This window comes from Flavobacterium cellulosilyticum (assembly GCF_004349355.1).
GTDB classification, from domain to species: Bacteria; Bacteroidota; Bacteroidia; order Flavobacteriales; family Flavobacteriaceae; genus Flavobacterium; species Flavobacterium cellulosilyticum.
The window spans coordinates 488,429-509,209 of the sequence record NZ_SMFK01000002.1; the positions used below are offsets into that span (position 1 = coordinate 488,429).

The following is a 20,781-nucleotide window of genomic DNA, read 5'->3' on the forward strand; positions in this document are numbered from 1 at the left end:
TAGTTTTGTAGTGTAAAAATAATAATGGCAAGAACAAAACAATATAACGAACAAGAAGTAATAGAAAAGGCAATGTCTTTATTCTGGCGTAATGGGTATGAAAACACCTCCGTTCGTATGTTGGAAAAAGAAATGGGCATCAATCAGTTTTCTATTTATGCCAGTTTTGGATGCAAACAGGGCGTTTTTTTAGAATCCATTAAAAGCTACAAAGCAAAATTGAATATTATATTCGATAAATTACACAAAGGCACCGATGGGGTAAGTGATATTAAGCAATTTTTTTACGATTCAGTAAACAAACCTGTAGAATTTGGCAATAACAAAGGCTGTTTAATTACAAATACCTACAATGAATTCGCAGGATTAGAAGACCAATTGATCAACGAGCAAATGGTCGATTTCATGAACAAATTAAAAGAAGTATTCATCCAAAAATTAAGAATGGATCCTTCTAAAGATGAAGAAACAATTCATCAGCAAGCCAATTATTTGGTACTAGCCAAACACGGCTTGGCCGCAGCATCAAGAGTAAACACTAAAAAGGAGATAGATGATTATATCGATTTAACCTTCAAAAACATCTAAATCCTTTTTTTTGATCTAAAACTAAGCAATTGCTTAGAAATATAAACAGTAATAAATTAAAATTTAAAATTATGACTACATTAAAAATTCACAACCTCGAAACAGCACCAGAAGAAAGTAAACAAGCTTTAGAAAATTCACAAAAAGCCTACGGTGTAATTCCTGGTCTTCATGGTGTTTTGGCTAACTCACCTCAAACTTTGGAGGCATACAAAACCCTTCACGAATTCTTTGTAAACTCTTCTTTCAATAACGACGAACTTACCGTAGTTTGGCAAACCATCAACGTAGAGCACGAATGTCATTATTGCGTTCCCGCACACACCGGAATAGCTGCCATGATGAAAGTAGATGAGTCCATCTCGAATGCTTTGCGCAATAGAACCGCAATGCCCAATGCCAAATTGCAAGCCTTACACGAAATGACCTTAAAAATTGTTCGTAATCGCGGTCATGTAACTCAAGAAGATTTAGACACATTTTATGCTGCAGGTTATGGCGAAAGACAAGTACTAGAAATTATCCTTGGTTTGTCTCAAAAAATAATTAGCAACTACACCAATCATATAGCCAATACACCGGTAGACGCCATGTCCAAAAAATTTGCTTGGGAACCAACAACAGTATAATCCAAAATAAAAACTAAGTCACCAATACTAATTCTTTTTATTTGGGCAGCTATTCCGCCCTCCGTTCCCGCTTTTTTTGTTCCGCTACGCTGCACAAAAAAGAGCTCCACTCAGGTCGGGCTGCGAGCACAAGACAACAAAAAAAGTGCAAAATAAGGTTGGTGACTTGTTTCAAAAAAACATAAAATAAAAATACCATGATAAAAGTAAGTGTACTATATCCAAACGGTCCAGAGACCAAATTTGATGTAGATTATTATAAAAATACCCACCTTCCCATGATTGCTCAAGCATTAGGTGATGCATTAATAGGAATGGAATTGAATATTGGCCTTGGCGGAAGAGTGCCAGGTGAATTAGCGCCTTATGTGGCCATTGCTCATTTAAACTTTGATTCTATAGCCTCTTTTAAGACCTCTTTTGAACCTCATGCAGCCACATTTGCCGCCGATGTGCCCAATTATACAAATGTTGCTGGAGAGCTTCAAATAAGTGAAATTATTTAAAACTATCTAGAAAATCAATACAATAAACAAGGAAAGCAACAAACGAAATTTTATGAAAAAAGCATCTTTAGCAACTATAGCAGAAATTACGGCACCCAGTTTGTCGTTTGGTTCCGAAACAAAATTTAAAGAAACAGCAGTCTCAATTTCAGCAGCAGTGCCACCAAAAGTGTTGTTTTTTGATGTCAACGAATCGTTATTAGACTTAGAAAATATTAAAAAAAGTGTTGGTAAAGCCTTAGGAGGCAGAGAAGATTTAGCTTCCTTATGGTTTACCACAATGCTGCACTATTCTTTGGTAGAAACCACAGCCCGTCAATACACCGATTTTGGTACCATAGGTGCAGCATCTTTGAGAATGGTTGCAGCTAATAATGGGGTGCAACTCACGGAAAATGACGCTAAAAGTGCAGTAAGTGCGATTGCTTCACTACCCGCACATCCCGAAGTAAAAGAAGCATTAATGAAGTTAAAAAAAGCGGGATATATCCTGGTTTCTTTAACTAATTCTTCCAACAAAGGAGTCAAAAACCAATTTAAAAATGCAGGTTTAACCGATTTTTTTGATCAGCGATTAAGCATTGAAGATATTGGTAAATACAAACCGCATAGCGATGTATACGATTGGGCAGCCAGAAAACTAGGGGTACAACCTAGCGAATGTATGATGATAGCCGCTCACGGATGGGATATAGCAGGAGCAATCTGGGCAGGATGGAGAGGCGCCTTTATAGCACGTCCCGGACAACAACTGTATCCTTTGGCACCTTTGCCAGAAATAAACGAAACAGACCTTCTTAAAATAGCCCAAAAACTGATCTATTATAAACAATAATCAAACGGCAATTCTCGCATCATATTATAAAAAAAAGGCTTCTTTATTTTTAATAAAGAAGCCTTTTTTTTTGCTATTTTTCTATTGGTAAATCAGTCGCTTGTCCCCATTCTGTCCATGATCCATCGTAAACCGCTTTCGGATTATCGCCAATCAGCTCGGTAGCCAATAATAGAATACAGGCTGTAATTCCCGATCCACATGTAAAATACAAAGGTTTGTCGTTGAGGTCAAATATTTCAGTCAAATCCGCTGCCGATTTGTATTTTCCATCTTTAAAAAGGGTTTCGAAAGGTACATTAACCGAACCAGGTATATGGCCGTTTCTGATTCCGACTCTTGTTTCTTCTATCGTGGCATGAAAACGGTCTGATGATCTAGCATCGATTAAATTGGCTTTTTTCGAATCTATGTTTTCAAGAATTTGCTCTTTATTTTTGACGGTATCAGTATTCAAATGGCCTTGAAAATCGCCAATAGCATAGGTGGTTTCTTTCGGTTTTTCAGTAGGATATCCTTGTTTAATCCATTCTGGAAGTCCACCATCCAGAACTGCAATGTTTGTATGTCCCATGGCATTAAACATAAACCAAACTCTTGGACTGGAGTAAATTCCAGTAGTGTCATAAACCACTATGAAACTATCATTATTAACACCTAATTTTTGGCATTCTGTAGTGAATTGTTCCTCAGAAGGAAAGGTATTTGGCAATGGATTTTTTGTGTCGCTGAAAGTGTTTTTTATATCAAACAAACGCGCTCCAGGAATTTGTGTATCCTTTGTTTGGTTTTGGTCCAGTCGTGCTTCTAGAATAATTAAATTATCATCTTCAATATGTTCAGAAACCCATTTTGCAGAAACTATGGTGTTTTTCATTTTTAATATTTTTAGGTTGTTGCTATTTTGTGAACATTAATTTTTGTGATTAATCAGTCTATTAAAAAAATGAAATGCCTCCAGCTAAAGCTGAATACAATTGATACTTTAACAATAAAACAGGATAAATAGTTTTGATTTTTTATTAAACCATTTATAAAATTGGTTCTTATGGATAAGTTGTGAACCTCTTTTTTTTAACTATTAAGCAAGTTAAGAAAAATTAAGTTTTTTTTCTTAATAAACCTTAAATAACTTAATGGTTTAAAAATTTTAAAAAAAAACTAAATTATTTTACCTTTTTCGTAGAAATGCCTGTAGAGCCATAAAATTAAGAAATCCTTCAAATCTTAATTTTCTTAACGGTTAAAAATGAAATAATAATAAATTGCTATGTATAAATTGTTTTGGCTTTTCTATACAAAAGCCAGTAAATCCATTTTTTTTAGAATCATATAAAAGTACATTTTTTTATTTGGATTGAAAAAGACTAACTTTGGATTTAGTATAAATTAACATTAATTTGTAAATGAAGAACACCATTTCAGAACGTATATATGATTTTCTAAAAGACTATCCCCCTTTTAACTTAATTTCAAAAAGTAAGTTGCTCGACATAGCGGCTAAAGTTGAGATAGTATATTTTGAAAAAGATGTCATTATTTTTAACCAAGATGAGGCACCTCAGGAACATTTTTATATTATATATGAAGGAGCTGTTCGATTGTATCGCTTTATTGATGATCAAAAATACAATTTAGATATTTGTGATGAAGGGGACATTTTTGGCTTACGTCCTTTAATAATAAATGAAGATTATACTATGGGTGCGGCCACAAATGAAGAAACAATTCTTTATGGGATACCCGTTTCTATATTTCTTGAAATAGTTGACGAATATCCAAAAGTAAGTCAGTATCTAATTGCTAATTTTGCAACAAATACGAGAGAACCTTTTTCGGATAAACACAAAGGAAGGTTGTTTGCCAATGTGTCTTCTGTGCAAAAAGTCGAAAATAGCTTTGCCGAAACTCAATCTGCCCAATATAGTAAAAACCCTATTACTTGTACAGTAGATACTACTATTAAGGAAGCGTCGATTATAATGACTGAAAAAGTCATAAACTCTATTATTATCGCTGAAGATAATCGTCCACTTGGCATTATTACAGACAAAGATATTAGAACAAAAATAGGTACAGGCTTGGTTAGTGTTGATAAAAAAGTCACTGCCATAATGTCGAGTCCAGTGATTTCTTTTCCAGAAAAATTTACTGTAGCCGAAGCTCAAATTGCAATGCTGAAAAATAAATTATCTCACATTTGTATTACCAAAGATGGTACTGATAAATCAGAATTAGTGGGAATTTTAACAAATCAGGATTTGAATTTTGTACAGGCTAACAATCCAGTATTTTTAATTCGTGATGTGAAACACGCTAAGGATATTGAAACGCTTAAATACATTAGAATTAAGGCCTCAGAGCTTACAAAAGGTTATTTAGAACAGGAAATTCCTATTTATTTTATAACAAAGGTGATTTCAGAAATAAATACTGCAATTACTAAGCGAATTGTTAGGCTTTCTATTAAAGAATTAGAAGAGGATCCGCCAGTAGCTTATACATGGTTAGCCATGGGAAGTCAAGGAAGGAAAGAACAATTGTTGATTACGGATCAAGATAATGCATTGGTTTTCGAAAATGTACCCGAATCAGAATACGCAAGTGTTAAAGCTTATTTTTTAAAACTTTCTACTAAAGTTACTGAAAAGTTGCATATAGTTGGGTTTGAATATTGCCCAGCAAATATAATGGCAAGTAACCCCAAATGGTGTCAGTCATTAAACGAATGGCAAACTCAATTTAAAGAATGGATCGATAATCCTACTTCAGATAAAATTCTTTTGAGCATTATATTTTTTGATTTTGATTACGTTGCTGGTGATGTGGAATTGTACAATCAAATGTCGGACAGTGTTTTTAAAAATGTTGCTGACAAACAGTTTTTTCTAGGGTTTTTGAGTAAATCTACGCTTTTAAATCCTGCTCCACTTGGGTTTTTCAAACAGTTTTTAGTAGAACAAGATGGTGAAAATAAAGATCAATTTGATATTAAAAGCCGCGCTATTCGACCTCTTGTTGATGCTGCCAGAATTTTTTCGTTACACCATAATTTAAAAATCAATAATACAATTGCTCGTTTTGAACGTTTAATGGAATTAGACCCACAACATCGTGACTTGTTCGAATCTTGTGCAATAGCATTTAAAATCTTGCTCCAATTTAGAACCTCACAAGGTTTAGCAAATAATGATACTGGGAGATTTGTGGATATAAATGCTTTGAGTAAATCAGACCGATTGAAATTGAAGAGTTGTTTCAAACCATTGTCAAATATCCAAGAAATATTAAAAATTCGTTTTAATGTTGCCTTACTTCCCTAATTATGTTTGACTTTTTTAAAAGAAAAAAATATCCTGAATTTTGGGAAAATCATATTGAAAAGTTGAAAAATATAAAATATTCTAACTTTGAAAGTATCCGTTTTGTAGTATTAGATACGGAAACTACCGGGTTTAGTTATGAGGGGGATCGAATGTTATGTATTGGTGCCGTTGCCATAAAAAACAATAAAATTTTAGTTTCAGATTCATTTGAAGTGTACATCAAACAAGAAGTTTTTAATAAAGATACCGTTAAGATTCACGGAATTCGAAAAAACGGAAACGAGATAAAAGTTAGTGAAGAAGAAGCTTTACGTCAATTTATTGACTATTTAGACGATGCTGTCATTGTTGCCCATCATACTGTTTTTGATATTACAATGATAAATGTGGCACTAAAAAGAATGAACCTGGGTTCCATAAAATCGAAACAATTAGACACGAATTACATTCATAAAAAAATTGCAACTCAAGATAAATCAAAAAAAATCTTCAGTCTTGATGAACTTTGCGATATTTATAATGTGAAAAAGCACGATAGGCATACCGCATTAGGTGATGCTTTGATAACTGCTTATATATTTTTAAAATTAACGATTAAATACCAAAAAAATAACACCTTGAATTTACACGATTTAATCAAAACAAATTACTATTTGAATAAATAAAAAAGTCCAAAAATCTTTCGATTTTCGGACTCATTCGGTTGGTTTTGGTTCGTTATCTTTAAAATAAGTTGAAAAGTTTGCCACTCAATACTAATTTGAGTTCTTGAGCAAGAACCATCTTTTGATTTTTAGAACTTCATTATCCAAAAATTGTAATTATTAATATGATAATGCAAGCGTCCATTTTTTCTCTTATGAACGAGTAGGATCTTTTCATTTGTGTTTTTACGGTATTAATAGAAATGTTTTGATTTTCAGCAATTTCGGAATAGCTGTTATTGTCAATGACATGAGAGATGAAAATATTTCTCCTCGCTTCTGGAAGTTGGTTTAGCAACTTCATCACTTTTGAAATTTTGCTTTCTTCTAGTTTTTCAAAGTTAATTTGTTCTTCAAAATCTGGAATAAATATGTTTTTTTCTATCGAAATAATTTGTTTTGTTTTTTCTAGGTATTGTAGACTAAGGTTTTTAATCGCTTTTGAACTATAGGATTTGAATGACGAGGTAATAGTAATCGCTGGTTCTTTTTTCCAGAAGTAGATAAAAAAATCTTGCACAATGTCTTTTGCGGCATCTTTATCTTTGGTAATTTGAAAGGAAACCAATGATAAAAATGCAAAATTATCTTTGTATAAAGCCTCGAATTTTATTAAATCTTCGTTCGCTGACATTAGTTATATAATTAAAGAATGATTTAATTTATTGCATAGTTAGTAAAAAAAAGATAAAATAAAAGTATTTTCGTTAAAAAAGTTAAAAATATTGTCACCCTAAATTAACTTTTTTATAACATAACTATAACGATTGAATATTGATTTAATAAAATAACAGTATGGAAATTCAACCCAAAGTGATTAAAGTTCTACGAAAAATTAACGCGAAAGGAAATATCGACGTTAAGAAATTCAAGAAATTAAGTGTCGAAGAGCAAGAGCTGATTGAAAATCTTTACAAAGAAGGATTAATAGAGGAGGCTTTGAGTTTTATTGATTCTATGGATGTTAATGAAAATTGGGAAGAATTACAAAGTGAACTTAAAAAACACTCAAGTCCAGTTGTGCCATTATGGAAGAAATCATTAAGGTATGCCGCTATTTTTTTGGGTCTTATAGGAGTCTTATTCCTTCTTCAACACAAGGATGTAATTGATTCTGAAATAAAATTAAATGGAGACGAAATTCAATTGGTATTAGAGAATGGAGATATTCAAATTCTAAAAGCAAATGGAGATCAAGTAATTGTTTCGAATAGTGGTCAACAAATCGGTTCCCAGAAAGGAACTGAAATAAAGTACAACTCAAATACTGAAATTGATAAGCTGGTTTACAATAAAATACGAATTCCTGACGGAAAAACCTTCAATGTAACCTTGTCTGACGGAACACGTATTTGTTTGAATTCAGGCAGTTCATTAAGGTTTCCGGTACGATTTATCAAAGGATTGAAAAGAGAAGTGTTCCTTGAAGGAGAAGCATTTTTTAATGTTACCAAAGATAAATTACATCCGTTTGTTGTAAATGCAGATGCGGTTCATGTTCAAGTTTTGGGTACAAAATTTAATGTTTCTTCTTATGCAGAAGATAAAGTGGTAAATACAGTTTTGGTAGAAGGTTCGGTAGCGTTGAGTACAACAACAAGGCCAAATGATAAAACCATGCTGACGCCTGGATTTAAAGGAGCATTTGATAAATCAGGAAAAGCTCTTTTTTCATTAGAAAAAGTTGATACAGAATATTATACAAACTGGATGAAAGGAGAAATTGCTTTTAAAAGTATTGGATTCAAGGAAATAACTCAAAAATTAGAACGTACTTATAACGTTTCTATTTCCAATAATAACAAAGATTTAGATGAGGTGAAATTCAGTGGCTCATTTGACAGAAATATAGAATCTATAAATGAAGTGATGGAAGCAATGAGTAAAATTTACTCTTTTAATTATAAAATAACTGAAAACAATTTAATAATTATAACCAAATAAACTGCCTATGAATTAGAAGTGAAACAAAAAAAACACACTAAAAAAAACCGAAAAATAGGATCAGTATTTTCCGGCTTATAGAGTGTGCTAAACGACGTACAGAAATAAATCATTTAAAACAAACAACCAAAATTATGAAAAAAATAATTAAAAGGAACTTAGCATGCCTATTTTTCCCTAAAATTAGTTTAAAAATGAAACTCACCACTCTTTTATTATTGGTTTCGTTATTAAAAGTTCAAGCCTATACCTATTCTCAAAACACCAAAATTACTTTGAAGGCAAATGAGATGACATTAGGAAAGGTTTTTAATAAAATCGAAGCTACCTCTGAATTTAGATTTTTATACGAAAGTGACAAAATTGATTTAAATCGAAAAGTCTCCATTGATGTCAATAAAGAAAATATTGCGAATGTTTTGCAAGTTTTATTCAAAGGGACGAATGTAGATTATCAGACAAATGATCGTCAAATATTGTTGACCATCAAAAAAAGTGCTAGTTCAAAGACTACTTCGCAAGTAATTATACCTGTTCCTGTATCTAATCAGCAAAGAGAAATTACAGGTCAAGTTGTTGATAGCAAAGGGTACCCCTTACCGGGTGCCAATGTGATCGAAAAAGGGACAAACAATGCAGTACAAACTGATTTTGATGGTAAATTTAAATTGATTATTTCTAATCAAAAAACGATACTTTCGATTTCGTTTATCGGTTTCGTTAATCAAGACGTTGTTGTAAATAGTCAGACTAACATAAAGGTTACTTTATTAGAAGATTCTGCTACTTTAGATGAAGTTGTGGTTGTGGGTTATGGTTCCATTAAGAAAAGAGACTTGACTGGATCAGTGGTTTCTATTGGATCAGAAAAACTGGAAGGCAGGTCAAATAGTAATGTGCTTGCTTCACTTGCAGGACAGGCTACAGGTGTGCAAATCACACAGTCTCAAGGTGCTCCTGGTCTTGCTCCTACCGTAAGAGTACGTGGTGCATCTTCAATAAATGCAGGAACTACCCCACTTTATGTTATCGATGGTATTCCACTAGAGGATAACTCAACAATTTCAACTGATACAGGAATTACTACAGGAAGTAATTTAAGTTTTAACCGAAATCCACTGAATTCTATTAATCCCAACGACATTGAGTCGATTGATATATTGAAAGATGCGTCTTCTGCAGCCATTTATGGTTCTAGAGGGGCAAATGGTGTTGTAATTATCACAACGAAACAAGGAAAAGCAGGTAAGACTAAAATTGATGCCACTTATGAGTCTAGTTTTTCACATGTCAACCGCAAAACTGATATGATGAATGCCTCAGAATTTATTGCTTTCAACACAGCTGCAAGAAATAATTCATGGGCAACAATTGTTGCCGCAAATCCTTCGGCTACAAGAGGAATTAATGTAACTGTTCCTGTAGAGTTCTCTAATCCAGAGTGGATTGCTCGTATTGGAAATGGAACGGATTGGCAGGATGTTGTTTTTAGAACTGCAAAAAGTAGAAATTTACAATTATCCGCTTCTGGTGGTAATGAAAAAACACAATTCATGGTGTCTTTAGGTTATTTGAATTCTGAAGGAGTTGTAGACAGCAATACATACGACCGTATAAATCTAAGATCAAATATCAAACATAAGTTTAGTGACAAATTACGTATGGCCGTAAATATTGGCCTTAGCAGAGCAAAAGAAGCTCCTTATGGTACAGGTGGAAAAAGTGACGTGGTGAGTTTAGCTTTGCAAAGTGATCCGTTTTTCCCACTTTATGTAGAAACTGGAAGTCTTGGTTTTAAGGATCCAAAATCAATTTGGAATACGTTTTCTAAATATGGTTTTCAGCTATGGCACCCTTATTCATTAACTAGGGAAGCATCTACTGAAAAAACTATGAATGTAGCGACTATTACTTCTTACCTAGAATGGGATATAATTAAAGATTTAACAATAAAAACTTCTGCAAGTTCTAATATTGATAATACTGTTCATAATTTCTATTGGAATGCAGGCCAGAACTGGGGATACTCTGGGTGGGTACCAGCTCAAGCTGATTTCAAAACGTTGCAATCCAATAACTGGATTTCAGAAACGACATTGACTTACAATAAAACATTTAAAAAAGACCACACTTTAAATTTATTAGCAGGGTATTCTGCCCAAGAACAACGAATTGATATTAGCAGTATGACAGCAGGGAATTTTCCAAATGATTTAGTGCATACCTTAAATGCTGGTGTTGTAAATAATGGTAGTACTTCATCAGAGGATTGGTCATTAATTTCTTATTTGTCTCGTGCTAATTATTCTTATAAGGGCAAATATCTAGCATCGGCTGCTATTAGAGCGGATGGTTCCTCCCGTTTTGGAGCCAACAACAGATGGGGATATTTCCCTTCTGGTTCGCTTGCATGGCGTATATCTGAAGAATCTTTCTTAAAGGATGTTTCATGGGTAAGCAATATGAAAGTTAGATTGAGTTATGGAGCAACTGGTAATAACCAGATTCCAAACTACGGATCGATAGGAGTATTAGGATATAGCCCATATGTAAATGCAGGAACAGTGAATCAAGGTATATATACCTCTAACTTTGCAGATAAAAATTTAAAATGGGAAAAAACAGGTCAAACTAATTTCGGTGTTGATTTCAGTATGTATAACGGCCGATTAAAATTCACTGGGGATATCTATTATTCAAAAACAAGAGATTTATTACTTAATGTGCCTATTCCTATTATTTCAGGTTTCTCATCTACTTTGACAAACATTGGTGAGCTAGAAAATAGAGGTATTGAAATAAATATTGGCACACAAAATATAAACAATAAATTCAAATGGAGCACCGACTTTAATATTTTTGCCAACAGAAACAAAGTATTGAAACTGGGTGCAAACAACGCGCCAATTGATATTAATGTTAGTAGTATGACCTCTCGTACAGCTGTTGGGCAACCAATTGGAATGTATTATGGCTATGTTGTAGAAGGAGTGATCATGTCACAAGCGGACTTGGATAATAAAGCCTATCCAGTATGGCCAGGTAGTGAAGCGGGTGATCCAAGAGTAAGCGATGTTAATCACGATGGTAAAATTAATTCTGAAGATCGCACTTACATTGGAAATAATCAAGCTGATTTCTCATGGGGCTTGACCAATAATTTTTCTTATTCAGGATTTGAACTTTCTGTTTTGTTACGTGGTTCACAAGGAGGAGAAATTCTTAACCATAATGCTAGATATATAAAATCAGGTGTTGGTGGAGGTAACCGAAACATGTATTCTGTAGTAAACAATTACTGGAAATCTGAAGCTGAACCTGGAAACGGAATGATACCTAAACCTCGTATGTTACCAACTACTGTTCGTGATTTTGGATCAAGTTATTGGGTAGAAGATGGATCTTTCGTACGTATCCAAAATATCCGTCTAGGTTATAATTTACCAAAAAATTTAATTGAAAAAATGAAGATCAGTAACATAAAGTTATATCTAAATATGGAAAATGTCCATGTATTTTCGAAATATTTAGGTTATGATCCAGAAGGTAGTACCTATCAAAGTGGGGTATTGGTAGGCTTTGATTATGGAGCTTATCCTAATCCTTTTACAGCTACTGCTGGTATAAATATTAGTTTCTAAAAACTAGACCAATCATTTAAAATATAAGAAAATGAAAAAAATAACATATATCATACTTTTTTGCAATTTGTTGCTGTTGGGATGCAGTTCAGATTTTTTAGATAAAGCACCAATTTCTAATGCCAATGAGGAAAATTTTTATAAATCACAGAAGGATATTGAAACAGCAATCTGGTCAGCTTATAATTCGCTTTACACCTTGTATGGACCAGAAAGTTTACCATCCTTCTATGGAGAGCTAATGTCCGATAATGCAGTTAGCGATAATGCAGCAGGAAGAATACAAGACTATGAAAGCTTTGAATTGCACACAATGACTATCGATAATGAGTTAGTTCTCAATTTTTGGAATAATTATTATAAGGCAATCTATATTACAAATAACATTATTGCCAGTGCCGAAAAACTTGATTTTCCTAATCGAGATGCATTAATTGGAGAAGCAAAGTTTTTGCGCGCTTTATACTATTTTGACATGGTTCGTGCTTGGGGAGATGTACCATTAGTTACAACTCCAATCAGTATTACTAATGCTTATGCCCAAGGACGTACTTCAAAAACTTTAGTATATGAACAAATTATTAAAGATCTTGATGTTGCAGTAGCTAAACTGCCAGTAAAAACAAGTCAGCGTTTTGTAGGTGCAGCCAGTCAGGAAGCGGCCAATACTTTACTAGCTAAGGTTTATCTAACTATAGGTAATAAACCAAAAGCTACTGAAACTTTATTGAAAGTTTATGGTAGGTTTTCTTTAGTACCTTATGCTGATTTATGGAATTTATCAAAGAAAAACAATGCATCGTCTATTTTTGAGATTCAATTTAAAGGTGGTGTATCCAATCCTTACAGTTTATATTGGGCCATGTTTTCACCAGTTGATAATCGCGTAGTTACAGCTTGGGGAGGAGGATATAATCAGATAACCAATGACTTATGGAATGCCTATGAAACAGGAGACCCTAGAAGAGATCTCACCATTCAAAATGGATATCAAACTCCAAACGGATCAATTGTCAACGTTAAATTCCCAATTAAATGGAAAGATGCAAAAGCTCCTGTTATTGGTTTAAGGGAAGCTTCGGATAATAACTTTATAATTCTACGTTATGCAGATGTTCTTCTAATGCTCACTGAAGCAACTTCTGATCCAAAATACATGAACGAAGTTCGTTCTCGTGTTGGATTACCAGCTTATGCAACTATAGGTTATCCAGCTAAGTACAATACGGTGAGTCTTGCTCTGGAACATGAAAGTCAGGTTGAATTTGCATGTGAGTTTCATCGTTGGTTTGATTTAATAAGAACTGGAAGGGCAATTTCAGTGATTAAAAGTAGTAGTAAAAACATTACTATTACTGATTCTAAATTATTATTGCCTATTCCGTTTTTAGTAATTAATCAAAATCCTAATGTGATTACTCAAAATGAAGCTTATAAATAAAAATAGGATTTTAAGTTGGTATTAGTTTGGTTAGGAGTATAGACTGTTTACTTGTCGAATAGACGGGAAAGCAGTCTTACTTTTGTTATGTCTAACCTTGTTATTAATATCCATCTGACAATAAAAATTGCAAATCTAACCTCGATTAATATTTCGGATGAAATCTTCCTTCGTGGGAAAAGTTTAATCATAACAAAGGATAAAGAAGGTTGTAAAGAAGTAAAATAATACACGTAGGTATTACTTGGTAAAATTTCAATAGCTAAACTGTTCTCGTTTTATGTACAATATCAAATATGATAAATAAATTAAGAGGTAGAAGTAATGCGCCTTTACACCGGCATGTCTTACTTTGAAAAATATTGGAGAGGAAAGAGCTCACAATCTTATTTAGGGAGGTCATCGTAGAAGTGTGATACGTTTTTTACAGAGACTTGGGAATTTAAAACCGCACAAGCCGATTCATTCAAAGTGATTTATCCACTACTTACTGAACAGATTACTGCAAACCCAAATTTGTCGCAAAAACCAAATTATAATTAATTTTTTTATTATATTGAAAAAATAACTATAAAATCAATTTATGCAAATGAATATTTTTAACTCAAATAGTAGTAAATCATGTTTATTGATTTCAAAAGGGTTTTTTGTAATTATTGGTTTGTTGTTGGTTGATTGGGTTGGTGCCCAGTCTTTAAGTGGTGTCACGAATATTCGTGACACTTCTTATTCAACACCAATCGCTTACGAAAAAACAAAGAAGGACTTCCCAAACATCAAAATTGTGTTGGAATTAAATTCTAAAACGGTTAAGGAAAAAAGAGAAGTTAACTTTTGTAAAATTGGTAAAAGGAGATTAAAATTAAATATTTTTTCTCCAGTTATAAAATCGAAAGAGCCGAGAACAGCCGTACTCATCATTCATGGTGGAGGTTGGAGATCAGGTAGTCCGAGTCAGCATTATCCGTTGGCGCAAAAATTAGCGCAATTAGGGTATGTATGTTATGTTCCAGAATACCGCCTTTCAACAGAAGCCCTTTTTCCAGCCGCTATTTATGATGTGAAATCAGCTATTCGCTGGGTAAGAAAGAATGCTGTAAAGCACAATGTTGCTAGTAATAAAATAGTGGTTTTAGGCTTTTCAGCAGGTGGGGAAATGGCCGCTTTTATGGGGACAACGGGAAATATGCCCTTGTTTGAAGGTGCTAATTGTACTACCGATGTTACTTCAGATGTAAATGCTGTAGTTGATATAGATGGAACTTTGTCATTTGTTCATCCCGATGGAGGAGAAGGAGATGATTCAAAGGGGACTTCTGCAGCAACCTATTGGTTTGGTTATTCTAAAATTGAGAATCCAAAACTATGGGAAACAGCATCGCCTTTAAGTTTTGTTAGTGCTCAAACACCACCAACTCTTTTTATAAATAGTGCCATATCAAGAATGCATGCTGGTAGAGAAGATTATATTAAAGTGTTGAATGAACATAATATCTACTCAGAAGTCCATACTTTTGAAGGAGCACCTCATTCCTTTTGTTTGTTTGAACCTTGGTTTGATCCAACCGTTAAATTCATAGATTCTTTTCTAAATAAAACATTCGATAATTAATTCCGAAAAAAATTATGAGCAAGCTTTTTCAAAACACTTTTTTAATTATTCTATTTGCATTGATTTCATTGCAAGCAAAAAGTCAACAAAAAAACATTAAAATTCCAAAGGACACTTCCTTTACTGCAATTGCTCAGTTTAAAAAGGTTTCCAAAAATTATCCTCAAATAAAATTACCTAAAGACACATTACCTAATAATGTAAATGGGTATATAGATGTGGTTTATACAACATTAAAAAACACTCCTTTTGGCGATAGAGATTTGCATGCTGATGTTTTTTCACCGAAGAAAAAAGGAAAATACCCTACTTTAATAATGGTACATGGGGGAGGATGGAGAGCAGGTGATAAATCGTTACAGGTTCCAATGGCTCAGCGCCTTGCAGCAATGGGCTATGTAACGGTCTGTGTAGAATACCAACTTTTGCAGGAAGCCAAATATCCTGCAGCAGTTTTTAACATTAAAAGTGCCATAAGGTGGATGAGAGCGAATGCAGATAAGTACGGAATCGACCCAGATAAAATTGCCATTTCGGGTTGTTCCGCAGGCGGGCAATTGGCTTTATTAGTTGGACTTACTAACGGTGTTGAAGCTAAGGAAGGAAATCAAGGAAATTTAGGTTTTTCAAGTGATATTCAAGCTATCGTAGATTTGGACGGAGTGGTCGATTTTATGGCACCTTTATCTCTTAATTTAAATCGAAAAGCAGACTCTCCAGATGTACAATGGTTAGGAGGTACTTTTTATGAAAAACCAGCCATTTGGAAAGATGCTTCTCCTATTTTCTGGGCTAATGAAAAATCTGTACCAATATTATTTATAAACAGTGGTTTTCCAAGATTTCATGCGGGTCAAGATGAGTTAATAGGAATGATGAAAGATTGGGGTATCTATACCGAAGCTCATAAATTTGATGTAAAAGTGCATCCATTTTGGTTATTTGATCCCTGGATTGATCCAACAGTTAATTATATCAATACTTTTTTAATCAAAGTTTTTAATCAATAAAATAACACCTAACATGAAAAGAGTGATTGTATTTAAATTTATGATAATTTTTACACTTTTAATATCAAAGAATTTAAGTGCTCAAGATTTTATTCCCTTATGGCCTAATGGAAGCATGCCAAACTCAAAAGGAATGACTCTGGAACATATAGAAGAACGAGAACGTATCACTCAGGTTTCAGTACCTAAAATGCTGACTTTTTTCCCTCCAAAAGAGGAACAAAATGGGAGTAGTGTTTTAATCATGCCTTCTGGAGGTTATCAAAAATTGACCTATAATTTAGGGGGCATCCAACTAGCTAAATGGTTTAATACTCATGGAATAGCAGCCTTTGTACTTATTTATCGACTTCCTAATTCCCCTGATTTAATAATAAGAGAAAACGGTCCAATTCAAGATGCGCAAAGAGCTATAAAACTAATTAGATTTAATGCGGAAAAATGGAATTTAGATAAAAATAAAATAGGTGTTTTTGGATCTTCCGCAGGTGGCCATTTAGCATCAACAATTGGAACTCATCCCGCTGATGTGTCAAAAATAAATGACGCTGTTGATGCCTATTCATTTACTCCCAACTTTATGATTTTAGTGTCTCCTGTAATTAGTTTAGGAGACTATACACACGAAGGTAGCCTTGAGAACTTTTTAGGGAAAAATCCAAGTTCTGAAAAAATCCAAGAATTTTCAAACCAATTTCATGTTACGGCGAATACTCCGCCAACTATTTTGATACATGCTCAAAATGATCCTGTTGTAAATCCTATGAATAGTATTCTATTTTATGAGGCTATGATGAAATCTGGTGTCAAGGGTTCGCTTACTATTTTTCCTGAAGGAAAACACAATATAGGTATATATAATGAATCTCAATTAACGGATGAATGGAAAAATATCTGTGTAAAATGGCTAAAGGAAGTGCAAATAATTAAATAAAATAGAATGACTAAAAAAATTTTAAAACATCTTTTAATTTTAGTAACCTTCTTAATGATAACTTCATACAATTCTAAAAAAGAAGAGAAACAAGAGGGAAAAGTCCTAGTTACAACAATTTATTTGATAGGTGATTCTACAATGGCAGATTATGCCAATAATTATGAACCAGATAAAGATTATATGAAAACAAGATATCCTGTTACAGGATGGGGACAAGTTTTTCAGCAATTTTTAGTAAAAGATAGTTTGAAATCAGTTTCTAATTTAATAAAAACCGAAAGCGCTTTTGTAGATGATAGAGCAAGAGGCGGTCGCAGTACGCGAACATTTTTCCAAGAAGGAAGATGGCGAGCAGTGTATGAAAATCTTAAAAAAAATGATTTGGTTTTGATGCAATTTGGACACAATGATGCCGCCGAAGATAAAACCGAAAGATATGTTACTATTGAAGGATATAAAGAATTTTTAAGATTGTTCATAAGTCAAACAAGATCAAAAGAAGCTGTTCCCATTATCTTAACTCCTGTGGCTAGAAATTATCCTTGGGTAGATGGAAAATTGCAAAATGTTCATGGATTGTACGATCAAGCAGTAAAAGATATAGCAGTAGAAATGAATGTAATGCTTATTGATTTGAATACAAAATCAATGGACTTTTTTACTAAAAAGGGAGAATCATTTTCAGCAGAAAACTATTTCATGAATTTTTCAGCGGGTTTATATGAAGCCTATCCAGAAGGACAAAAAGACAATACTCATTTTCAACCAAAAGGTGCGACTGAAGTTGCAAGACTCGTTTTTGAAGGGATGAAAGAATTGAATTTTAATTTTAAAAAAGAATAATTTTTTATGAAAAGTACAATCAAATTTAGTGTTGTTTTATGTTTTATATTTTTCACACAATTATTTTTTGGACAAACAGCTAGTTCAGAAAAAAACAAATATGATATTGTTGTTGATGCAAATGGAACAGGAAATTTTACAACAGTTCAAGAGGCTATTTATTCGGTTGTTGTTATAAAAACAGAACAAGTTATCATTTTTATCAAAAACGGAACTTACAAAGAAAAACTAGAGATACCAGAGAATAAAAACAATATCACTTTAATAGGCGAAAGTAAAGACAAAGTTATTCTTACTTATGATGATTTTGCTTCCAAAAAGAATGATGAGGGAAAAGATATAGGAACCTCTGGATCAGCCAGTTTTATTATTACTGGAAATAATTTTAAAGCTCAAAATATTACTTTCGAAAACTCCTCTGGTCCTGTAGGTCAGGCGGTAGCCGTTCGGATTGATGGAGACAAAGTAATTTTTGATAATTGTAAGTTCTTAGGTTTTCAAGATACACTTTACCCCCGAAGTGGAACAAGTAGGCAATATTATAAAAATTGTTATATAGAAGGAACGGTCGATTTTATTTTCGGAGCTTCAACTGCTGTTTTTGATCAATGTGAAATATTTTCTAAAAAAGAGGGTGGTTACATAACTGCAGCTAGTAGCCTAGAAAATAATGCGTATGGTTTTGTATTTTTAAATTGCAAATTGACAACAAATTCAGAAAAGAACAGCTTTTACTTAGGAAGACCTTGGAGGAATTATGCTAAAACTGTGTTTATTAAATGTGAAATGGCTGGACATATAAAACCAGAAGGTTGGCATAATTGGAGTAAACCAGAAGCGGAAACTACTACTTTTTATGGTGAATATTTATCGAAGGGTGTTGGTGGAAACACAATTTCACGGGTACAATGGTCGCATTTATTAACAAAAGAACAAGTTACAGCTGATTATACAGTTGCTAAAATACTTAACGGTTGGATTCCATTTTTAGACTAATTTAAAAAAGAAATGATTTTTTTTTTATCTTTTTTAACCCTCAAATTAAGCTAATAATTAAATAGTATAGATGATTTTATCTCTAAAATTTTAACCAATAGAATATTGTTTTATGAAAAAAACAGCCCTTATACTCATTTTGTGTTTCTATTCTAGTACACAATATATAATTGCACAAACTTCCAATCCAGAAAAATACAAATACAGTTTTGTAGTGGCTAAAGATGGAAGTGGCGATTATAAATACATCCAAGATGCCATTAATGCCATGCGTATTTTTCCTTTGGGACCTATTACCTTATATATTAAGAATGGGGTTTATAACGAAAAAATAGAATTATCAGCCAACAATACCGATGTTATTTTTATCGGGGAAAGTGTCGATAAAACGATTATAAGCTACAATGATTATTCTGGTAGAGGCAAAATGGGAACATTTGATTCCTACACAGCTAAAATATCAGGAAATAGATTCAAGGCAGAGAATATTACTTTCGAAAACTCAGCAGGACGAGTAGGTCAAGCTGTTGCCTTGTATGTAGATGCTGATAAAGCCGTTTTTAAAAACTGTAAATTTTTAGGAAACCAAGATACCATTTATAGCGGCGGAGAATATTCAAGACAGTTTTTTGTGGATTGTCATATTGAAGGAACTACCGATTTTATCTTTGGACCAGCAACAGCAGTATTTCAGAATTGTGAAATTCTTTGCAAATCCAATTCCTATATCACAGCACCAAATACCACTAAAGGAAAGGAATTTGGTTTTGTTTTCTTGGATTGTAAAATAAAAGTAAGTGATGAGGTTACAAAAGAATATTTAGGTAGACCTTGGCGGGCTTGGGCAAAATCGGTTTTTATACGTTGTGATTTGCCTCAACAAATTGCTGGGGAAGGCTGGGATAATTGGGGAAATGTAGACAACGAAAAAACAACTTATTTCGCAGAATACCAGTCAAGAGGATTAGGAGATAATCCGCAAGGAAGAGTGAAATGGTCGTATCAGTTGAGTGGTACTGAAGCAAAAAAATATACCCTTAAAAACATTTTAAGTCCCGAAACTTTGAAGGGATCTGAATGGTATAATAAATAAGGATTTGGGTAATATTTCCAAATAAATTTATCAAAGAGTTAGTTTAGTTAGTTTTTGTGCATTTACCCATGTTCCGGTTGTTGTTTCACTGAGTTCATGGGTATTTGCATTTTTATATGAAACCAATATTTTTTTTGCATTTTAATAAATTCGATAAAAAAACGGACTGTTATAAATAAAAAAGTCCAAAAATCAGATGATTTTTGGACTTAGTGGTTTTTTTGGTTAATTATATTTGGTTAAAAATAATTCTAATTAAATATCTTCGAATTCGATATCAGTAAAACTTGAGGTTGAAGGAATTTCATTTTCCTCATTCTTTTCAAAAGCAAAATCTTTTTTAAAATCCTTTTGATGCCTTTCAGAAATCACTTCTTCTCCTTTGTGGTTCAAAACATAAGAAGTCATTTCTTCTAAAATTTCTGTAAAAGCAGTAAAGTCTTCTTTGTATAAATAAATTTTGTGTTTTTTGAAGTGGTACGATCCATCTATTTCAGTGAATTTTTTACTTTCAGTAATTGTAATATAATAATCGTCTGCTTTAGTTGCTCTTACATCAAAGAAATAAGTTCTTCTGCCAGCGCGTAAAACTTTTGAGAATATTTCTTCTTTTTCTAACATATCATTTTCTCTCATAATCCTTCTGTCAATTTTGTTTTTTTAAGTAGAAATCAAA

18 protein-coding genes are annotated in these 20,781 nt (G+C 33.1%); 15 read left to right on the forward strand and 3 right to left on the reverse strand.

What is annotated here, in order from left to right:
* The first annotated feature begins 24 nt into the window (after positions 1-24).
* The 4 genes from E0F76_RS06060 to E0F76_RS06075 all read left to right on the forward strand — a co-directional run bounded on the left by E0F76_RS06060 (position 25) and on the right by E0F76_RS06075 (position 2,558).
* Positions 25-588 (forward strand): TetR/AcrR family transcriptional regulator, encoded by a 564-nt coding sequence (locus E0F76_RS06060; protein WP_132002804.1) that lies wholly within the window; start codon positions 25-27, stop codon positions 586-588.
* Positions 589-659: 71 nt separating this feature from the next.
* Complete coding sequence (locus tag E0F76_RS06065; protein WP_132002807.1) at positions 660-1,217, forward strand: carboxymuconolactone decarboxylase family protein; 558 nt, start codon at positions 660-662, stop codon at positions 1,215-1,217.
* A gap of 197 nt (positions 1,218-1,414) precedes the next feature.
* Positions 1,415-1,723 (forward strand): EthD family reductase, encoded by a 309-nt coding sequence (locus tag E0F76_RS06070; RefSeq protein WP_132002810.1) that lies wholly within the window; start codon positions 1,415-1,417, stop codon positions 1,721-1,723.
* A 52-nt stretch (positions 1,724-1,775) separates the two neighbouring features.
* On the forward strand, positions 1,776-2,558 hold the full coding sequence (locus E0F76_RS06075) for a haloacid dehalogenase type II (protein ID WP_132002813.1): 783 nt from the start codon (positions 1,776-1,778) through the stop codon (positions 2,556-2,558).
* 73 nt (positions 2,559-2,631) lie between these two features.
* On the opposite strand, the gene E0F76_RS06080 is transcribed toward E0F76_RS06075, so the two are convergent.
* Complete coding sequence (locus tag E0F76_RS06080; protein WP_132002816.1) at positions 2,632-3,435, reverse strand: sulfurtransferase; 804 nt, start codon at positions 3,433-3,435, stop codon at positions 2,632-2,634.
* A 529-nt stretch (positions 3,436-3,964) separates the two neighbouring features.
* Here E0F76_RS06080 and E0F76_RS06085 point away from each other — a divergent pair.
* Together E0F76_RS06085 and E0F76_RS06090 are read left to right on the forward strand one after the other, a co-directional pair.
* Positions 3,965-5,881, forward strand: coding sequence for a DUF294 nucleotidyltransferase-like domain-containing protein (locus E0F76_RS06085; protein ID WP_132002819.1), 1,917 nt, complete (start codon positions 3,965-3,967; stop codon positions 5,879-5,881).
* Between the two features lie 62 nt (positions 5,882-5,943).
* On the forward strand, positions 5,944-6,549 hold the full coding sequence (locus E0F76_RS06090) for a 3'-5' exonuclease (RefSeq protein WP_246021990.1): 606 nt from the start codon (positions 5,944-5,946) through the stop codon (positions 6,547-6,549).
* 139 nt (positions 6,550-6,688) lie between these two features.
* Here E0F76_RS06090 and E0F76_RS06095 read toward each other — a convergent pair whose 3' ends face one another.
* Complete coding sequence (locus E0F76_RS06095; protein WP_132002825.1) at positions 6,689-7,222, reverse strand: sigma-70 family RNA polymerase sigma factor; 534 nt, start codon at positions 7,220-7,222, stop codon at positions 6,689-6,691.
* 161 nt (positions 7,223-7,383) lie between these two features.
* Here E0F76_RS06095 and E0F76_RS06100 point away from each other — a divergent pair, with 161 nt between their 5' ends.
* The 9 genes from E0F76_RS06100 (at position 7,384) to E0F76_RS06140 (ending at position 20,105) form a co-directional block, all read left to right on the forward strand.
* Positions 7,384-8,532, forward strand: a complete 1,149-nt coding sequence (locus E0F76_RS06100) for a FecR family protein (protein WP_132002828.1) — start codon at positions 7,384-7,386, stop codon at positions 8,530-8,532.
* A 194-nt stretch (positions 8,533-8,726) separates the two neighbouring features.
* Positions 8,727-12,173 carry a TonB-dependent receptor gene (locus E0F76_RS06105; protein WP_165932644.1) on the forward strand — a complete coding sequence of 1,149 codons (3,447 nt, stop codon included), beginning with the start codon at positions 8,727-8,729 and terminating at the stop codon, positions 12,171-12,173.
* 31 nt (positions 12,174-12,204) lie between these two features.
* Positions 12,205-13,614 carry a RagB/SusD family nutrient uptake outer membrane protein gene (locus tag E0F76_RS06110; protein ID WP_132002835.1) on the forward strand — a complete coding sequence of 470 codons (1,410 nt, stop codon included), beginning with the start codon at positions 12,205-12,207 and terminating at the stop codon, positions 13,612-13,614.
* Between the two features lie 589 nt (positions 13,615-14,203).
* Positions 14,204-15,226: an alpha/beta hydrolase gene (locus tag E0F76_RS06115; protein ID WP_132002838.1), complete on the forward strand. Its 1,023-nt coding sequence runs from the start codon at positions 14,204-14,206 to the stop codon at positions 15,224-15,226.
* 14 nt (positions 15,227-15,240) lie between these two features.
* Positions 15,241-16,236, forward strand: coding sequence for an alpha/beta hydrolase (locus tag E0F76_RS06120; RefSeq protein WP_132002841.1), 996 nt, complete (start codon positions 15,241-15,243; stop codon positions 16,234-16,236).
* Between the two features lie 13 nt (positions 16,237-16,249).
* A complete protein-coding gene (locus E0F76_RS06125) occupies positions 16,250-17,170 on the forward strand; it encodes an alpha/beta hydrolase (RefSeq protein ID WP_132002844.1) in 921 nt (306 codons plus the stop codon).
* Between the two features lie 6 nt (positions 17,171-17,176).
* Positions 17,177-18,016 (forward strand): rhamnogalacturonan acetylesterase, encoded by an 840-nt coding sequence (locus E0F76_RS06130; RefSeq protein WP_132002847.1) that lies wholly within the window; start codon positions 17,177-17,179, stop codon positions 18,014-18,016.
* Positions 18,017-18,022: 6 nt separating this feature from the next.
* A complete protein-coding gene (locus tag E0F76_RS06135) occupies positions 18,023-19,012 on the forward strand; it encodes a pectinesterase family protein (RefSeq protein WP_132002850.1) in 990 nt (329 codons plus the stop codon).
* A gap of 112 nt (positions 19,013-19,124) precedes the next feature.
* The gene (locus E0F76_RS06140; protein WP_132002853.1) at positions 19,125-20,105 is read left to right on the forward strand and encodes a pectinesterase family protein; all 981 of its coding nucleotides are present in this window, start codon (positions 19,125-19,127) and stop codon (positions 20,103-20,105) included.
* Positions 20,106-20,360: 255 nt separating this feature from the next.
* Here the strand turns inward: E0F76_RS06140 and E0F76_RS06145 are convergent, their stop codons facing one another.
* Entirely contained in the window at positions 20,361-20,741 is a 381-nt protein-coding gene (locus tag E0F76_RS06145) for a PUR family DNA/RNA-binding protein (RefSeq protein ID WP_132002856.1), read from the reverse strand.
* Positions 20,742-20,781 lie beyond the last annotated feature (40 nt).